This window comes from Caballeronia cordobensis (assembly GCF_001544575.2).
GTDB classification, from domain to species: domain Bacteria; phylum Pseudomonadota; class Gammaproteobacteria; order Burkholderiales; family Burkholderiaceae; genus Caballeronia; species Caballeronia cordobensis.
The window spans coordinates 145,189-163,136 of the sequence record NZ_FCNY02000010.1; the positions used below are offsets into that span (position 1 = coordinate 145,189).

A 17,948-nucleotide genomic window follows, 5' to 3' on the forward strand; every position below is an offset into this window, starting at 1 on the left:
GCCGAAGGCCTTGCCTGTGACCCCTAAATAAACCTATAACTTGGAAGGCCAGCCTGCTTACCGCTGAATCTTGATCGTGCGGGCGTCTGCCGGTCTGTCGGTAAAAAGCAAGAACGTGGCTGTGTGGGGCAGGGGACGGCCGTGTCTGACACATTCGAGTTTGATGTCTTCCTGAGTTACCACTGGCGCGATCATGCACAGGTCGAAGCGCTCGCGCGACGCCTGTATGAGGCCGGTGTTCGCCCTTTTCTCGACCGCTGGTATCTGGTGCCCGGTACTAACTGGCTCAGCGCGTTAGAAAACACCCTCGCACACTGCAAGTCGGTCGCTGTTTGCCTGGGCGCCGAGATGGGCCCGTGGCAGCAGCGCGAGCAGTACAGTGCACTGGAGCGCCAGGTCGCCGAAGAGCGCCGCGGTGCGTCCTTTCCCGTTATCCCCGTGCTGCTGCCCGGCGCCGACGCGCCCCTAGGCTTCCTCAAACAGAACACCTGGGTCGACTTTCGTCCCAGTGTGGACGATCCAGTACGCTTCAGGGCGCTCATCCACGCCATTCAGGACCTTCCGCCCGGACCGGAAGTCGAGTCGGTCGTACAGCAAGCGCTCTCGCAGGTGTGTCCATATCGCGGCCTGCTGTATTTCCGCGAACAGGATGCCGCTTTCTACTACGGCCGTGAGGCGGCGATTGATCAGTTGGCAGCGATGATCGCCCACCACCCGCTGGTGGCGGTGGTCGGCGCGTCGGGCAGCGGCAAGTCTTCGGTGGTGCGAGCGGGGCTGCTACCGCGCCTGCGCGCGGGCCGCTCGCCGGTCTGGGAGATCGCCACGCTCATGCCGACCGATCGGCCGTTGCATGCGCTGTCCACCGCGCTGCTGCCGTTGCTGGAGCCCGAGATGAGCGAAGTCACCCGCTTGGGCGAGATCACGCGGTTGGCCGACCGACTGGGAAATAAATCCATCGCGCTGCGCGACGTCATCAGTCGGATTCTCGAAAAGCAGCCCGGCACCGGGCGGCTGATGCTGGTGGTCGATCAGTGGGAGGAACTCTTTACCCTGACGACCGACGAGGGCGCGCGTCAGCGCTTCATTGACGAGGTATTGGAAGCGACACTGAGAGCTCAGCTCTCAGTGGTGCTCACCGTGCGCGGGGACTTCTTCGGCCGCGCTATCACCGGCCAACGCGCGCTCTCAGACCGCCTGCAGGGAGGCCAGGTCAATCTCGGGCCGATGATTCAGGACGAGTTGCGCCAGGCGATGGAAAAGCCTGCCGCGAAAGCTGGGCTTCGTTTTCAGCCCGGGCTGGTTCAGCGCGTTCTCGACGACGCCGGTGACGAGCCCGGCAATCTTCCGCTCATGGAATTTGTGCTGCAAGGGCTATGGGAAAGGCGCCAAGGCGGAATGTTGCTGCATGACGCTTATGACGCCATCGGCCAATTGCAGGGAGCGGTAGCACAGAAGGCGGACGAGATTGTGAGTTCGCTGTCGCTAGTCGAACAGCAGGCAGTGCGACGCATTTTCCTTCAATTGGCGCAACCGGGAGAAGGAGACGAGTACACGCGTCGCCGCGTGACGCTGGCGGCAATCGGATCGGCTTCGCTCCCGATTGCAAAGCGGCTGGCAGATGAGCGCCTGCTTGTGACGTCCCCGGGCAAAGAGCGCAGTGAGGCGACCGTTGAGGTTTCGCACGAAGCGCTGATCCACAGTTGGGGACAACTCAAGGACTGGCTCGATGAAGACCGCGAGTTCCTGCTCTGGCGCAAGCGCTTCAGCGAGATGCTTGCTGCGTGGCGCTCTGGTAAGCAGGAGGGAAGGTTGTTGCGTGACGCGTTCCTATCGGAAGCGCAACGCTGGTTGAGCGAACGCGCTGAGTCACTCAATGATGAAGAACGCGAATACATTGGCGAGAGCGTCGCCCTCAGGGACAGGGAATTCGAGGCCGAGCGGGCTCGGCAAAAACGAGAGTTGGAACAGGCCAAGGAGTTAGCCGAACAAGCAAAGAAGCTGGCAGAGGTTCAGCAAAAGCGTGCCGACGAGCAGGTAGCGGCGCGCGCGGAGCGCGAGAAGCAGTTAAAACAAATCGCCGAGGAACAAGCACGCGTCAGGAAAGAACAGGCACGGACCGGCCGCGCGCAACGTCGCGTTCAGGCAATGATGGGCGTGATCGCTGTCATTTTGGTCCTGACCGGGGGGTGGATTATCCGCCAGACCCGGGAGGTAGGGGGCCAATCGTCGCTGTTGTTGGCAGTTGCAGCTGAGGCTGCTGCAGATGGCAACGTATTCGACCAAGCTCTGCGGTTGGCTGTACTGGCAGCGCGATCATCCTGGCTTCACCCGTCCCATCCCGCCGCCGGCCCTTCTCTGTCGCGCGCGGCCGATACAAGCACGCTCCGTATTCTGATTAACCGTCACACCGACCGTGTGTATTCTGCCGGTTTCAACCCCGACGGCAAGCGCGTGGTCACGGCATCAGAGGACGGGACGGCGCGCATCTGGGACGCGGAAACGGGCAAGCCGCTCAGCACGCCCATGACGCATGGCAACGCAGTCCTCTCCGCCAGCTTCAGCCCCGACGGCAAGCGCGTGGTCACGGTATCGTACAGAACGACGCGCGTTTGGGACGCGGACACCGGCAAGCCGCTCGGCGCGCCCATGACGCATGGCTACGCAGTCCTCTCCGCCAGCTTCAGCCCCGACGGCAAGCGTGTGGTCACGGCATCGTTGGACATGACGGCGCGTGTGTGGGACGCGGACACCGGCGAGCCGCTCGGAGCGCCCATGACGCATGGCAGTGGGGTCATCTCCGCCAATTTCAGCCCCGACGGCACGCGCGTGGTCACCGCATCGACCGACAATACGGCGCGCGTCTGGGACGCGGACACCGGCAAGCCGCTCGGCGCGCCCATGACGCATGGCAACCGGGTCGTCTCTGCCAGTTTCAGCCCCGACGGCAGGCGTGTGGTCACCGCATCGTTGGACATGACAGCGGGCGTCTGGGACGCGGACACCGGCAAGCCGCTCAGGGCGCCCATGGCGCATGGCGATGGGGTCAGCTCCGCCAGTTTCAGCCCCGACGGCAAGCGCGTGGTCACCGCATCGTGGGACATGACAGCGCGCGTCTGGGACGCGGACACCGGCAAGCCGCTCGGCGCGCCCATGACGCACGACGCTCGGGTCAGCTTCGCTAGTTTCAGCCCCGACGGCAAGCGAGTGATCACAGCTTCGTGGGACATGACGGCGCGGGTTTGGGACGCGGACACCGGCAGGCCGCTCGGCGCGCCCATGACCCACGGCGCCGTGGTCTTATCCGCCAGTTTCAGCCCCGACGGTAAGCGCGTGGTCACGGCATCGGCGGACAAGACGGCGCGCGTCTGGGACGCGGACATCGGCGAGTCGCTCGGTGCGCCGATGACGCATGGCGGTGTGGTTACCTCCGCCAATTTCAGCCCCGACGGCAAGCGCGTGGTCACCGCATCGGACGACTTTACGGCGGTCGTCTGGGACACGGACGGCAAGCCGCTCGGCGCGCCGATGGCGCATGACGATAGGGTCATCTCCGCCAGTTTCAGCCCCGACGGCAAGCGCGTGGTCACGGCATCGGGGGACAAGACGGCGCGCGTCTGGGACGCGGACACCGGCAAGCCGGTCGGTGCGCCCATGACGCATGATGGTCCGGTTCGCTCCGCCAGTTTCAGCCCCGACGGCAAGCGCGTGGTTACGGCATCGTGGGACGAGACGGCGCGCGTCTGGGACGCGGACACCGGCAAGCCGCTCGGCGCGGCCATGACGCATGGCAATGGGGTCAGCTCTGCCAGATTCAGCCCCGACGGCAAGCGCGTGGTTACGGCATCAGCGGACAAGACGGCGCGCGTCTGGGACGCGGACACCGGCAAGCCGCTCGGCGCGCTCATGATGCACGGCGCTCGGATCATCTCCGCCAGTTTCAGCGACGACGGCAAGCGAGTGCTCACGGTATCCTGGGACAAGACGGCGCGCGTCTGGGACGCGGACACCGGCAGGCCGCTCGGCGCGCCCATGACCCACGGCGCTGTGGTCTTATCCGCCGGTTTCAGCCCCGACGGCAAGCGCGTGGTCACCGCATCAGAGGACAAGACGGCGCGCGTCTGGGACGTTGAAACCGGCAAGCCGATCGGCGAGCCCATGACGCATGGCGCTGCGGTCTACTCCGCGAGTTTCAGCCCCGACGGCAAGCGCGTGGTCACGGCATCGGAGGACAAGACGGCGCGCGTCTGGGACGCGGACACCGGCAAGCCGCTCGGCAAGCCCATGACGCATGGCGATGCTGTCACCTCCGCCAGTTTTAGCCCCGACGGCAAGCGCGTGGTCACCGCATCACATGACGAGACGGCGCGCGTTTGGGACGCCTACTGGCCGTCCATCTCTCGCGCGACAAACCTCATTGACGAGGTGTGTCAACGCAAGCTGCACGGGGAGGCGCGAAAACTCACCGAGGCGGACGTTCGCGCAGCCAGAATTCTGTCAGCCGACAGGATTGGGGAGGACGTGTGCGTTGACGCCTCGTAGAAGGGTAGAGCACGTTTGACTTTCAGTACCGATGCACGTGCCAATTGGTGCGTCCTAGTCAAATCGGCGAGAACGTGGAACCGCAGCCATGAACGACGAAGTCATTGCGAAAATTTGGCACCGACGGATCGAATGGTCAAGAGCCGCCGACAAGCTCAAGGCCCGGGTGGTGTACGGACGTCTGGCCGTGCTGATTCTGAATGTCATCGGTGCGATCGCCGCAACCTTGTCTGCGACCATGCCGTCGCACATGCCACAAGCGCGTGCAGGTTGCGCGGTACTGAGCGCCATCGCGCTCGCCGTCGGCACATATGTGAAAGCACACGTGATCTCCGTGGACGCGATCCGGGCCTGGACCCGAGCGCGTTCCGTGTCAGAAGGGCTTAAAACCGAGATCTACCTGTTCTGCGCGCGGGCGCGACCCTATGACGGTGAGGATGCTGTTTCGCTCCTCAATGAGCGAACTCGCGCGGTTGAGAAGTCAGCCGGCGATCTGACGCCGCATTTGGCCGCCGTTACTGGATCAGTGCGGAGCGCGCCAGCGATGATGGACGAGAACGAATATATCGAGAAGCGAGTAAAGCAACAGATCGACGGCTACTATCGGCCAAAGGCAAGGCTGTACGCAAAGCGGTTGGCTGCGTTCCGCCGCGTTGAATTAGCCCTCGGGCTGATCGGCACCGTGTTAAGCGCCGCTGCAGCATTCACGAGTCACCACGACCTGGCTCACAGTGCAACTCAATCGGGTCTTGCGGCATGGGTCGCGGTCGTAACGACGGTCAGCGCGGCATTGGCGGCCCATGTGGCCGCCGACCGCTACGACTTCGTGGTCATGAGCTATCACGCGACGGCAAGCAGGCTCGACGCACTGATCGATGAATGGCAATCGCCGCCAAAGAACAAACGCCGATCGTGGTCCAGTTTCGTCAAATCCTGCGAGGACGCAATCTCCGTCGAGAACGAAAGCTGGATCGCGAAGTGGATGAAAAAGCCCGGGAACTGAGTGTGTTGCGATGTCCAAGATCTTTATCAGCCACTCCAGCGCGAATAATGCGCTCGCGCTTGCGATCGGACGCTGGCTCACCGATAACGGCTGGGATGAATATTTTTTGGACGTTGAGCCACTCAAAGGACTCGCCCCGGGAGAGCGCTGGCAGGAAGAACTGAAGGCCGCCGCTGGTCGCTGCGAGGCCGTGCTATTTCTGATTTCGCCGGCGTGGCTAAGCTCAAGTTGGTGCCGTTCAGAATTCCAGCTTGCCAAGTTCTTGGGCAAGACAATCTTCGGGGTGCTCGTCGAGGCGGTATCGCGCGACGCTCTACCCAAAGAAATGACGGCGGAATGGCAGCTCTGTGATCTCGTCGCCGGGTCTCAATGCCAGAGCTTCCGTGTTTCCCATGACCCGCTCGTCCCTGAGACGGAAGTCTCTTTCGCCAAAGCAGGACTTTCCCAGCTCAGGCATGGACTACGACGAGCCGGGCTCGATCCTTCAAGCTTTCCCTGGCCACCTCCGGACAAACCTGAGCGGCCACCTTATCCAGGCCTACGAGCGCTTGAATCGGAAGACGCGGCTGTATTTTTTGGTCGTGAGGCTGCCATAGTGCGCAGCCTCGATAAGCTGCGCAGTGTGCGGGAGCAGGGGATCGAACGCATGTTCGTCATCCTCGGCGCCTCGGGTGCCGGAAAGTCGTCGTTCCTGCGGGCGGGTCTTTGGCCGCGCTTGAAGCGCGACGATCGAATGTTTTTGCCACTTCCAGTTATTCGGCCGGAACGGGCTGTCCTCAGCGGCGCCATCGGACTCGTCACCAGTCTTGAGCAGGCTTTCCGTGAATACGGGGCGGCCAAGACACGCGCCGAGATCCGTCAGACCGTTCGGACCTCTGGGGGATTCGAGGAATTGCTCGATCAACTGCAACGGCTGCATTGTTCCCGACTTGGGCCGAATTCGGTCGCACCCACCATTCTCATCGCCATCGACCAGGGCGAGGAACTGTTCAGCGCGGAGGGGCGGGAAGAAACCCTGGAGTTCACCGCCTTGCTTGCTGAGACGCTTGGTCCCCCGGCAAGAGAAGGAATCGAGGCGATTGATAAACGGCAACGCGCGTTGGCAGTTGTCGCGATTCGGACCGAGTCCTACGCGTACTTGCAAAACGAGACGACACTGAAGGGCCTACCGTCACTGCTTTTCAGTCTTCCCCCTATCGAGCGCGCCGAATTCAAAGCGGTGATCGAGGGACCTGCAGCGCGGGCGACCGCCGCTGGGAACAAGCTGGCCATCCAGCCAGCACTGACCGAACGGCTTTTGGAAGACGCTGAGGGAGCGGATGCGCTGCCGTTGCTTGCCTTCACGCTCGAGCGCTTATTTACCGACTATGGAGGTGCCGGAAACCTCCGCGTGGAAGACTATGAGGCGCTTGGGGGCGTGCGCGGTTCCATCGAGGCGGCGGTGGAATTGGCATTTGTTGATCCGAATCGCGAGCCCGTCGTTCCATCAGATAAGGCTGAGCGCGAGCGTTTGCTGCATGAGGGCTTCATCCCCTGGCTTGCACGCATCGACCCGCAGACCGACGAGCGCAAGCGACGCGTAGCCCGGTGGGATGAGCTTCCCGCTGCCTCCCATGCCGTCTTGGAACGCATCATTCGGCATCGGCTGCTGTTGCGAGACCGGCGCAAAGTCGAGAGTAGCAACGAGGAGGTCACTGTCGTTGAGGTGGCGCACGAGGCGTTGCTGCGACAGTGGCCGACCCTCACCGCCTGGCTTGATGCAGACGCCGACGCACTCAAAACAGTCGAGACGGTGCAACGAGCCGCTCACGAGTGGCAAAAGAATAATCACGGACAGGCATGGTTGACCCATACCGATGAACGATTGACGAGCGCGGAAGCGCTGCGTCAGCGTGCAGATTTCGAACGACGGCTGGGAACCGAGGGCCTTTCCTATCTACGGGCTTGTCGTGAGCGGGATAAGGCCGCTCGTGCTGAGCGCGAGGCGCAGTTGACACGAATTGCCGAGGAACAAGGCCGCGTCAGGGAAGAACAAGCGCGGACCGGACGCGCGCAACGCCGCGTGATGGCAATGATGGCCGTCACTGCCGTCATTCTGATCGCGACAGGGGGGTGGATCATCCACCAAACGCAGGAGGTAGCACGCCAGTCGTCGCTCGTATTGGCAGCTGCAGGCGAGGCTGCAGCAGATGGAAACCTATTCGACCAAGGCCTTCGGTTGGGTGTACTGGCGACGAGATCGTCTTGGCTTCACCCCGCGCATTCGACGGCCGGCCCCTCGCTGTCACGGGCAGCCGACGAAAGCGCTCTGCGAACGCTGATGGACCGTGACACAGATTTGGTAACTGTTTTTAGCCCGCACCCAGATTTGGTAGCTTCTGCGGTTTTTAGCCCGGACGGCAAGCGCGTGGTCACGGCATCAGCGGACCACACAGCGCGCGTCTGGGACGCGGACACCGGCAAGCCGGTCGGCGCGCCCATTATTCATGTCGCTACGGTCTACTCCGCCCGTTTCAGCCCGGACGGCAAGCGCGTGGTCACGGCGTCAGCCGACGGGGCGGCGCGCCTCTGGCACGCGGACACCGGGAATCTGGTCGGCGCGCCGATGACGCATGACGCTGACGTCTACTCCGCCAGTTTCAGCCCGGACGGCAAGCGCGTGGTCACGGCATCGGGGGACAAGACGGCGCGCGTCTGGGACGCGGACACCGGGAAGCCGATCGGCGCGCCGATGACGCATCGCGATACGGTCTACTCCGCCAGTTTCAGCCCGGACGGCAAGCGCGTGGTCACGGCATCGGACGACAAGACGGCGCGCGTCTGGGACGCGGACACCGGTAAGCCGGTCGGCGCGCCCATGACGCATCGCGACACGGTCTACTCCGCCAGTTTCAGCCCGGACGGCAAGCGCGTGGTCACGGCATCGAGGGACACGACGGCGCGCGTCTGGGACACGGACACCGGTAAGCCGGTCGGTGCGCCCATGAAGCATGGCGCTAAGGTCTACTCCGCCAGTTTCAGCCCGGACGGCAAGCGCGTGGTCACGGCATCGAGGGACACGACGGCGCGCGTCTGGGACGCGGACACCGGCGAGCCGGTCGGTGCGCCCATGACGCATGGCGCTGACGTCACCTCCGCCAGTTTCAGCTCGGACGGCAAGCGCGTGCTAACGGCATCGTATGACAACACGGCGCGCGTCTGGGATGCGGACACCCGGAAGCCGGTCGGCGCGCCGATGACGCATGGCGCTACAGTCTCCGCCAGTTTCAGCCCGGACGGCAAGCGCGTAGTCACGGCGTCAGCCGACGGGACGCGCGTCTGGGATGCGGACACCGGCAAGCCGGTCGGCGCACCCATGACGCATCGCGATACGGTCTACTCCGCCAGTTTCAGCGCCGACGGCAAGCGCGTGGTCACGGCATCGGGGGACGAGACGGCGCGCGTCTGGGACGCGGACACCGGGAAGCCGGTCGGTGCGCCCATGACGCATGATGCTAAGGTCTTCTCCGCCAGTTTTAGCCCGGACGGCAAGCGCGTGGTCACGGCATCGGAGGACACGACGGCGCGCGTCTGGGACGCGGACACCGGTGAGCCGGTCGGTGCGCCCATGACGCATGGCGCTGACGTCACCTCCGCCAGTTTCAGATCGGACGGCAAGCGCGTGATCACGGCATCGGACGACAAGACGGCGCGCGTCTGGGACGCGGACACCGGGAAGCTGGTCGGCGCGCCGATGACGCATGACGCTAAGGTCTACTCCGCCAGTTTCAGCCCGGACGGCAAGCGCGTGGTCACGGCATCGGGGGACAAGACGGCGCGCGTCTGGGACGCGGACACCGGGAAGCCGATCGGCGCGCCGATGACGCATCGCGATACGGTCTACTCCGCCAGTTTCAGCCCGGACGGCAAGCGCGTGGTCACGGCATCAGCGGACCACACAGCGCGCGTCTGGGACGCGGACACCGGTAAGTCGGTCGGCGCGCCGATGATGCATGACGCTACGGTCTACTCCGCCAGTTTCAGCCCGGACGGCAAGCGCCTGGTCACGGCATCGAGGGACACGACGGCGTGCGTCTGGGCCGCCGACACCGGGAAGCCGATCGGCGCGCCGATGACGCATCGCGATACGGTCTACTCCGCCAGTTTCAGCTCGGACGGCAAGCGCGTGGTCACGGCATCGGGGGACAAGACGGCGCGCGTCTGGGACGCGGACACCGGCAAGCCGGTCGGTGCGTCCATGAAGCATGATGGTTGGGTCCGCTCCGCCAGTTTCAGCCCGGACGGCAAGCGCGTGGTCACGGCATCGGGGGACAAGACGGCGCGCGTCTGGGATGCCTATTGGCCGTCAATCTCCCGTGATGGAAACTTGATTGATGAAGTCTGTCGGCGCAAGCTCCGCGGGGAAGCACGAAGACTCACAACGTCTGACGTTCGCGCAGCGAGAATCCTGCCAGCCCCGAGGATCGGAGAAGACGTCTGCGCCGAGGTCAAGTAGCGTTAGGGGGTTCTCACCCTGCCTGATCGTTAACCTTGGGTCGGCGATAAAATGCCGCCGCCTCGCGGAGCATGCGGAGCTTTTCAGCTTGCACATAGACCGATGTTGTTTGCAGGGATGCGTGTCCCAGGATTCTCTGGACAACATCAAGGGGAACCTCCTCCGCAGCGGCGTGCGTGCCGAACGTATGGCGAAAAGCGTGAGGCGATGTGCCCGCCAGCAGCTTGATTTCGTCCACCGACAAGTCCTTGCTCATGTCGGCAATCAGCCGCCTCATCGCCCACTCGATCATTTTATTGATGCCGTCGACGTGGTAGGCGAGGGCGGTGCCGTCGGCGTACTTCTTTTGGCCTCGGGTTGTTCGAGGAATGAATAGCGTCGATAACAGCGGGCCGTCTCTCGCCGTTTCGAACTCAAGTCCGCGATCGCGCCAATGCGCCGTTAGCGCCGCAATCGTCGCGGGGCTGACCGGAACTGTCCGTTGTTTGTTGCGCTTGCCCACGACGGACAGTTGCCAGACTGTTTCTTCGTCGTCGCCGTGATGCGTCGGGGACATCGCCTCGCGCCTCGCGTTGACCAGCTCTTCTCGACGCAGGCCCGAGTCGCCGCTCAGGAGCAGCGCAACCCGAATCGAGCGCCAATAAGCGCCGTCTTCCCGGCCGCACTGCGCGTCGATGTGCGCGCGGATGCGCTGCCAGAGCGTGGGAGGCAGGGCGCGCTCAACCTTGATCAGGTCCTCGCGCTGGACGACGATGGGGTCGGAGACGGCCGTCCACGGATTGCCGGCGAGGTACCGTACGTTGACGAGCCACGCGAAAGCCGCGCGCAACGCCCGCACTGCATACCGCTGGCTCTCCAAGCTCAGTTCCGTGGTCGCGAACGGCTTCCATCGGCCGCTCGCTCGCGACACACGAGGACCCACGAACTCAGGAGCGGGCGCGCGCAAAAAGTCTTTGTAGGCCTCGCAGTCGTCGGCCAGCAGCGAACTCAGCGGTTTGCGCCTGACGGTGACCGACCAGAGCAGGAAGCGCTCGATTTCCTTGGTATAGGCGCGGAGCGTCTTCGGTTGATCGCGGTAATGATGGAGGTACGCCCGCACGGCATCAAGATCGTGGCTCGCCCGGATGTACGGAAAGCTGCTGTGGCGGTTCACGCCGTTCGCGCCCGCGAGTTCGTGCGCCAAGCTCAGGCGTTCAAGGGGTACGAGGGTGCGCGAATCCGTATCGAGCGTGACAATCTCCGCCTCGGACGCGCGCAGGGGATCGTCCAGCACGACGTCCGGCTCGACATGCAGTCGGAGTTCGGCCTCATGCCGCCGCAGCCACGAAACGACCCGCTGCGCGCGGCCCGGTCCGATGCGCGGCACCGCCCGCCACCAACTGCCGCCCCGGCGGTTACAGAAGTCCACCAGTTCGGCCAGCGTGCCGATACCCGCTTCTTTCAGCCGCCGTGCCACCAGCGGCCGGAACCACATGCCGACGCCGTGCGTCGGTTCGGGCTTGGCAACGGCCAACAGCGCCGCCTGTTCGACCATCTTGAGCGTCACGGCCGTCAGCTTCGCGCTGCCGTGCGCTTTGGCCGACGACTTCAGGTGGTCGGCTAGCACCGACGAGCCATGCTCGAGCGCGAGTTCGACCAACTCGGCCTGCATGCGCCGCAGGAACGACTCGACCCAGCCGGGCGTCGCTTCATTGCCATCGTCGTCCTCGGAGAAATACAGCCGCGTGATCGTCGCGGCGGGCACGCGCTGCACGTATGCCCGCAGCGCGGCGAAGTGATTGCGCGTGTACGCCGCGCGGCTTTTGGTGACGGTCTGCGGTTTGTTGGCCATGGATGGCTCTTGGTTCGCTGGAAGGCCCGTCTGGACGGGACGTAGATGCCCTACCCCCTAATTTTACCCATTAAACGTAATCCTGATAATACGAGTTATCAGGATTAGAAGATTCGTGAAGCGTCGACGAAAGCGCCCGCTGCGCCTGGATGACGTGCGGCCACCACTCGTTTGACCGCAGGAGCGCCGAGGTTGTAGGCGACGCACGCACGTCCGCACGTCGTGGGCCCCCGGGCGACACACGAAGGTCGAGGCGTAGCCGCGGGGGCCCATTCGAGGGAGCGTCGCCCATGGTGGTTGAGGCATGAGTCGGACACGTCCGTCAAGCAGCCGGATCAGCGAAACGCAGGATCGGCCGCTGCCTTGACGACGGTTGCTCGCTTGAGTTGAGCGCCGCTTCCCCAATGGCCGGTACGCCGCCCCTTCTACCTATCTGTGAACGCAAGACCATAGCCGTGGCACCCTTTCGCGGGTAGCCCGCCGCGTCGCTCGGCGCGACAAGCATGTATCAATCGTTACAGGCGCGGAACCGCGCTCGCCGGCGTCCGGAAAGATGACGGTTCATTTCAAGAGAGGAAAGGCGTTCAAGGACGCCCAGTCAACGGCGCGTAAGGCAGACGGGCGAGGGGGCTCGCCTGCGCGTCAGAAAAGCTGGTTGTCCAACGGCAACAGATTCACGAGTTTTACCGCCGTGCGTCGCTCGGTTCCGTCCCCATGGACGGACCGGATCATGACGCGTTGCCCGCGGGCTTCGCCCAGCACCTCGACGATCCGGTCGCGGTAGCGAGCCAGTGTGCCGCGAGGCGGCTTACGCTTGATAAGGCGGTCAGTGGGGCGGGGCATAGGCGTCTCGCAGTACAAGCTTGACCGATTATCCAACGTCGCAGGATTCACTGCGGCAGATTTTGTCGCTACTAACACTGAATGCTGAATGCCCATGCGCCGCACCGCTGACCGTCCGTCGCCCGTTCATGGCCGAGGCTTGTTCGTGCTCACGCGCATCAGCTCTGGTGAGGTGCTGTCTGAGTGCGAAGGCGAGCTTCTCCCTTGGAAGGAAGCGCAGCGCCGGTACGAGCGCTTGGCCGCTCAGGCCGCCCTCAAGCGACTCTATGGATGTCACTGCGGAACACTTGTCTGTCCAAGGGGCGATGCTCGCGCCACGCGGTCGGTAACGGACACGTACATCCGCCGTACCATTGCGACGGCCGTGAGCGGGAGCGGGCCTCCGGGGCACCATGGGATTTGTGACCCGCCGTCCGCTCCATGGCAACTCTTAGCTTCGGACAGCCCGGGTTCACACCCTTGCCGACTTGGCTCCGAATTTTTCTCGCCTGCCTGAAGCACATGCACCGGGCGACAAAGCGGCTGAGGGGGGGCGAACTGGTTGCAATTAGGTTGGCGAGGAGCCGGCGAGTTTGAACGAGGGCGGATCGACGTTCATCGCCGAGGGTCGAGCCGCAGAGAGAACCGTCGTCCGACGCCGATACGCTGGGCAGCGATTGATTGCACGGCGCGAATTCAGGGGACTTGACGATCGCTGGTAAGGGACCGCATGAGGTTTGTTCGCTGCAGGCCTCTCTCGATGAGACATGGCCTGTCGGGTCTGCCCACGGAGATCCCTTGGAGTCGCCATGCACTTCGAGAGGGGAAGAGTTCGGCTCAATCGCTTTCCTAGGGTGTTGGTGCCCGTCGAACGGTGTCGGCAGCCGGCGAGACGACGATACAATATGTATACGTCAATCCTGCAGTCGCCAATCAAGAGATGAAAAGAGTTCGGCTGTTGCATCTTTCAGATATCCATTTCCACCCTCCGGGCGCCATCGGACACGATCCCGACTATGCGCTTCGGGAGGATCTACGTTTGGATCTCGCGGCAATGGTTGCGGCGCGAGGTCCTCTCGACGCGATTTTAGTAACTGGAGATATCGCGTTTTCGGGGGCTAAGGTTGAGTACGAAAATGCTTCCGAGTGGCTCGATGCGATGGCCGACACCGGCGGTTGTGGGCGCGAGATGGTGTACGTATGTCCTGGCAACCACGATATTGACAGAGAGTTCATCCGCAAGAACGGGCTGGTTGAAGACTTGCACGATAGCGTGCGCGGTCGACCGTCACACTTCGAGCGGGAACAGCACCTCATGAGGCGCCTGGAACAAGACGTTGCCCGCGAGTTGGTGTACTCACCCCTAACGGAGTACAACAAGTTTGCTGCCCGGTACGATTGTGCTTTTTTTGCTGATGAGCGTTACGCTTGGGACAGCGACGACTTTGTTCTCAACGACGGGTCTGCCTTGAGGATACGAGGGCTGAATTCAGCGCTCCTCTCGGGTCCCCGCGATGCACCCGGCTCCTTGTTTCTGGGCGCGAAAGCTTACACGATCACAAGGCGCGCCGGCGTTGAATACTTGACAATGTGCCACCATCCACCGTCATGGTTGATCGATGGTGCCGAGGCGCACCGATCTCTGGAAGACCGCGCACGTATTTTGTTATTTGGTCACGAACATGATCAGCGTATTGCGTTCGGTCGCGACAATGTCGTTTTGTACGCTGGCGCTACCAATCCAGCTCGGGACGAAAAGGGCTGGAAGCCGGGATACAACATCATAGAAATCTGGGTGGAACGCGCCGGAGATGTCCGCCAGCTCCATGTGGAGGTGGTAGCAAGAGAGTGGCAGGACCGTCCGGTGCAGTTCCGTAATCACGAGGATCGTAGGAACAGGCCAACTCACGTTCACCATTTTGAGCTTGAGCCTTGGATTGCACCGCACGCGTCGGAGGCTCCGGCAATGGTAACCCCAAGCGAGAATGGTGGTCCGACGGCCGAAGCGCCGGCCGTGAAGGAGGAATCTCCGCGTCCGCCTGCAATGCGATCGATTCTCCACGCATTCTTTCGGCTACCAATCTCTCGGAAAAGCGAAATTGTCGGGAAGCTTGGCCTGCTCGATGACAGCGAGACACGGCTACCGGAAGTCGAGCGCTTCAAGCGTGCAATCGAACGCGCGAAACAGCAGGGTAAGCTTGAGACGCTTTGGAAAATGACAATGGAACGGGGAAGTTAAACGATGTCGGAGACGACCGCACAGTATCTATCGCGCTTGCACCTCTCAACTGGTCTGGTATCGGATGCGGATGTAGTGGAGCGCAGGGCAAAGGCGATCGAGTCGGTAGCTGGAAAGTGCACAATCGAACAGGCCGTCATCGGTGCGTCGGTCGCGGCTGGCGTCGCGAGCGATTTTTCGAAGCTGCAGTGGTTGACCACGCCGATTTCCGCCGCTGACCCTACCTACGCACCTGTAGGAATTGACAAAGCCGCAGCTATCGCCGCGTCTGCGTTCACGAACGCGGTGCTCGCGGGTTCGGACAAGCGCAGCTCGGCTGCGGCGCTCGTTGTGTTGTCAGCGGGCCTGTCTGCCGCGCGAGTTACCATCGTCGACGATCGGCTTTCGGCCGCGGCCCAACGACGTTTGTGGGCAATCCAGCAGATCGGGGGGCCGCAGATTAAATATAGTCAACCATCGGCGTCGGTTGTGGCGGAGCAGATCGTGGCGCTAAGCACCCCGTTGACGCAAAACAATGCCCCAGCGGCGGTTGAGCCGTTGAAGGTGGTAGTTGATGGGCTCTTGAAGGCAGACGCTGCACAGGGCAAAGCAGCATCTGAGGCAGTTTCAGCGATTATCACCAGACAAAATCTGCTAGAAGCAGAAGTGCAAATGCTGTGGTGGGTAGTCGGTAAGGCGAGTCACGAGTTGCTGAAACCGTTTGCCGATCTTCCGGCCTATGAAGCTGCCGCTCGCGCCGCGAAGGAACTCGTTGGGATGTTTTCGCCGCATCGGCCGTCAGGGCCATTCGCAGCACCGTCGCTGTTAGAGCGCGTTCTGGAGTCGAGCCAAAAATCGAGGTCTGCCGCACAGACACTTGAGAAGGCAATGAGCGGACTCGCCAAGGAGGTGCGCGCAGCGTTGTTTGTTGCTAGGCCGTCTGCATCCGCTGCACCGGCCGCATTTCCGATCATGCTCGCAGCGGAATTTTCTCTTGAAAGCAACGACGAGCCGGACTGGAAGCCTCGGTTCACACGTACATCCCATGTTGACGCAACGCACGAGCTCACTCCGGTCGAGTTCGCCAAGCAACTTCTTCGTGAGTTCCTGCTATGGAAGATGCTGTCAACGTCGTAACGCCCAGAGGTAAGTGCCGCACTTCCGGATGCTTCGCCCCAGACGAGCGCTGTATTGAAGGTCTGACTTTAGAGGAATGCCCGAACTTCACGTTTGGGGAAATCGAGCCAGACGATTCTACTGAGCAGAGACCGGTTGAAGCCCGCGGGCATGGACACATCGAAGCTACCGCAGTGATCGGTCGGGGGGGCGCAGCATTTTCTGCAGCGGAGGCCGACTCATGCATCTTAAGCATGCCGCTACGCTCGACTGTCGGAGTTGTGTCGCTCGTAGGCGTGCCGGATTCCGGCAAGACGACGCTCCTCGCAAGCCTCTATGAGATAGTGCGTCGAGGCCTCGTTCATGGAGCACTTTTCGCAGGGAGCGAAACGATCCGCGGTTTTGAGGAACGGTGCCACTATTCGAGACTTGCTTCGTTGCGGTCGTCGCCGGACACACCGCGCACTGCCGCGGAGTTGAGACTGCTTCATCTTAGTGTGGCATTGGAGGATACCGGCAAACGGATCGAATTGTTTTTCGCTGACCGCCGCGGCGAACAGTTTCAGGATCTGCTCGATCGCCCAGCGCTGAATGACAGCTTCATTGAGGTACAACGCGGAAGTCACGTCGCATTTCTCGTTGATGGAGACCATCTGATCGATGGTGGTAAGCGGGAGGCCGCAATCGCGAAAGTCCAGCGGCTTGCGATTGCATTGAGAGACAAACTCTCGGATACATGTGCGATCCAGCTGGTTGTGACCAAGAACGACCGATTGGAAGGTCATACCGATGAAGCGTTTATCCGCAGCAGGATCGACTCGCTATTCAAGCGAATCAGCCAAACCCTCAAGTCTGACGTTCGCCTCTCGGTGCACTATATCGCCTCGAGAATGCTCGGGGAACCAGCAAGCGGTCTGAATGGATTGCTGGAGCAATGGCTCCAAATCTATCCTGCCGCGCAACGCGAAGCCGTACCTGTACCTTTGGGGTGCAACGCGTTCGAACGCCTGATGAACGTCCAGACGGGGAACGAATGAAACGGAAACTCGTCATCGCCGGCATGCCCGAGTCCGGCAAAAGTACTTTCATCGCAGCGCTGCGGCATTTACTCGTCCACCAAGATGTTCGGACGAAGCTGGTTGCGACTCGCCTATCTGATGCGGAAGGTCATCTCAATCGCCTTGAACAGGAATGGATCGCTTGCGAGATGGTCGAGCGGACAAAGCAGACCGTCGAGGAATGGGTGTCATTGTTCGTTAAACAAGTTGACGGCAGCCAAGAAGCAGTATTGATGGTTCCAGATTTCTCTGGAGAAGCGTTCCGACGCCCCGCTGCGACCGGACATTGTTCTGAGGCGGTCGCTTCAATGCTTCAAGAGATTGATGGGATGCTGCTGTTCACGAACGCCGACCGCGGCGCGGACGACATTCGACTAGAGCAATTCGGGGAGCTACTTGACGAGGCTATTGAAGCCTCGAAAGACCTTGTGGAAGGTGAGCCAGTCGGAGTGAAAGAGTCTGTCAATGAGGACGTCGTCCCGTTTGAGCCGCTGAATATGCCCGAAGAGCCGCTCCTCGTGGAGATACTCCAGATTCTAAACAGACCGCCCCGCGCGCCAAGAAAGAGGATGCTCGCGATCATTGTGTCAGCGTGGGATGAAGTGCAGGATAACCGCGCGGAACCGGAGGAGTGGCTCCGTCAGCACCGTCCAATGCTCTGGCAATACCTTCGCAGCAACACAACCTTATGGGAAAGTCGCGTTTACGGAGTTAGTGCCCAAGGAGGCCGGCTACCGCAGGATAAGGTCGCTCTGCAATGTACGATTCCTGGTCAACGCGTCCAGATCGTTGGCCACCAAGCGCAGCCGCACGATCTGACAGATCCGATCGATTGGCTGATGGCGAACACCGAGTAGTACGCAAAA

General features: G+C 62.2%; 9 protein-coding genes. 7 read left to right on the top strand and 2 right to left on the bottom strand.

The genetic code is table 11. From position 1 onward, the window contains the following. The first annotated feature begins 141 nt into the window (after positions 1-141). The 3 genes from AWB70_RS20670 to AWB70_RS20680 all read left to right on the top strand — a co-directional run bounded on the left by AWB70_RS20670 (position 142) and on the right by AWB70_RS20680 (position 10,037). Positions 142-4,539, top strand: coding sequence for an nSTAND1 domain-containing NTPase (locus tag AWB70_RS20670; protein ID WP_143281672.1), 4,398 nt, complete (start codon positions 142-144; stop codon positions 4,537-4,539). Between the two features lie 88 nt (positions 4,540-4,627). Then, the gene (locus AWB70_RS20675) at positions 4,628-5,542 is read left to right on the top strand and encodes a DUF4231 domain-containing protein (protein ID WP_053572411.1); all 915 of its coding nucleotides are present in this window, start codon (positions 4,628-4,630) and stop codon (positions 5,540-5,542) included. Positions 5,543-5,552: 10 nt separating this feature from the next. Beyond that, positions 5,553-10,037, top strand: coding sequence for an nSTAND1 domain-containing NTPase (locus AWB70_RS20680; RefSeq protein ID WP_053572412.1), 4,485 nt, complete (start codon positions 5,553-5,555; stop codon positions 10,035-10,037). Between the two features lie 13 nt (positions 10,038-10,050). Here AWB70_RS20680 and AWB70_RS20685 read toward each other — a convergent pair whose 3' ends face one another. After that, positions 10,051-11,868, bottom strand: a complete 1,818-nt coding sequence (locus AWB70_RS20685) for a site-specific integrase (protein WP_053572413.1) — start codon at positions 11,866-11,868, stop codon at positions 10,051-10,053. 642 nt (positions 11,869-12,510) lie between these two features. Then, the gene (locus tag AWB70_RS20690) at positions 12,511-12,711 is read right to left on the bottom strand and encodes a hypothetical protein (RefSeq protein WP_053572414.1); all 201 of its coding nucleotides are present in this window, start codon (positions 12,709-12,711) and stop codon (positions 12,511-12,513) included. 853 nt (positions 12,712-13,564) lie between these two features. Between AWB70_RS20690 and AWB70_RS20695 the strand changes: the two genes are divergently transcribed. The 4 genes from AWB70_RS20695 to AWB70_RS20710 are packed head-to-tail and all read left to right on the top strand — an operon-like array spanning position 13,565 to position 17,939. Further along, on the top strand, positions 13,565-14,929 hold the full coding sequence (locus AWB70_RS20695; protein ID WP_053572415.1) for a metallophosphoesterase: 1,365 nt from the start codon (positions 13,565-13,567) through the stop codon (positions 14,927-14,929). A 3-nt stretch (positions 14,930-14,932) separates the two neighbouring features. Next, entirely contained in the window at positions 14,933-16,045 is a 1,113-nt protein-coding gene (locus AWB70_RS20700; RefSeq protein WP_053572416.1) for a GTPase-associated system all-helical protein GASH, read from the top strand. Beyond that, the gene (locus AWB70_RS20705) at positions 16,021-17,061 is read left to right on the top strand and encodes a TRAFAC clade GTPase domain-containing protein (RefSeq protein WP_075644355.1); all 1,041 of its coding nucleotides are present in this window, start codon (positions 16,021-16,023) and stop codon (positions 17,059-17,061) included. The genes AWB70_RS20700 and AWB70_RS20705 overlap by 25 nt, the downstream gene beginning before the upstream one ends. Beyond that, positions 17,058-17,939, top strand: a complete 882-nt coding sequence (locus AWB70_RS20710) for a TRAFAC clade GTPase domain-containing protein (RefSeq protein ID WP_053572418.1) — start codon at positions 17,058-17,060, stop codon at positions 17,937-17,939. Before AWB70_RS20705 ends, AWB70_RS20710 begins: the two co-directional genes overlap by 4 nt. Positions 17,940-17,948 lie beyond the last annotated feature (9 nt).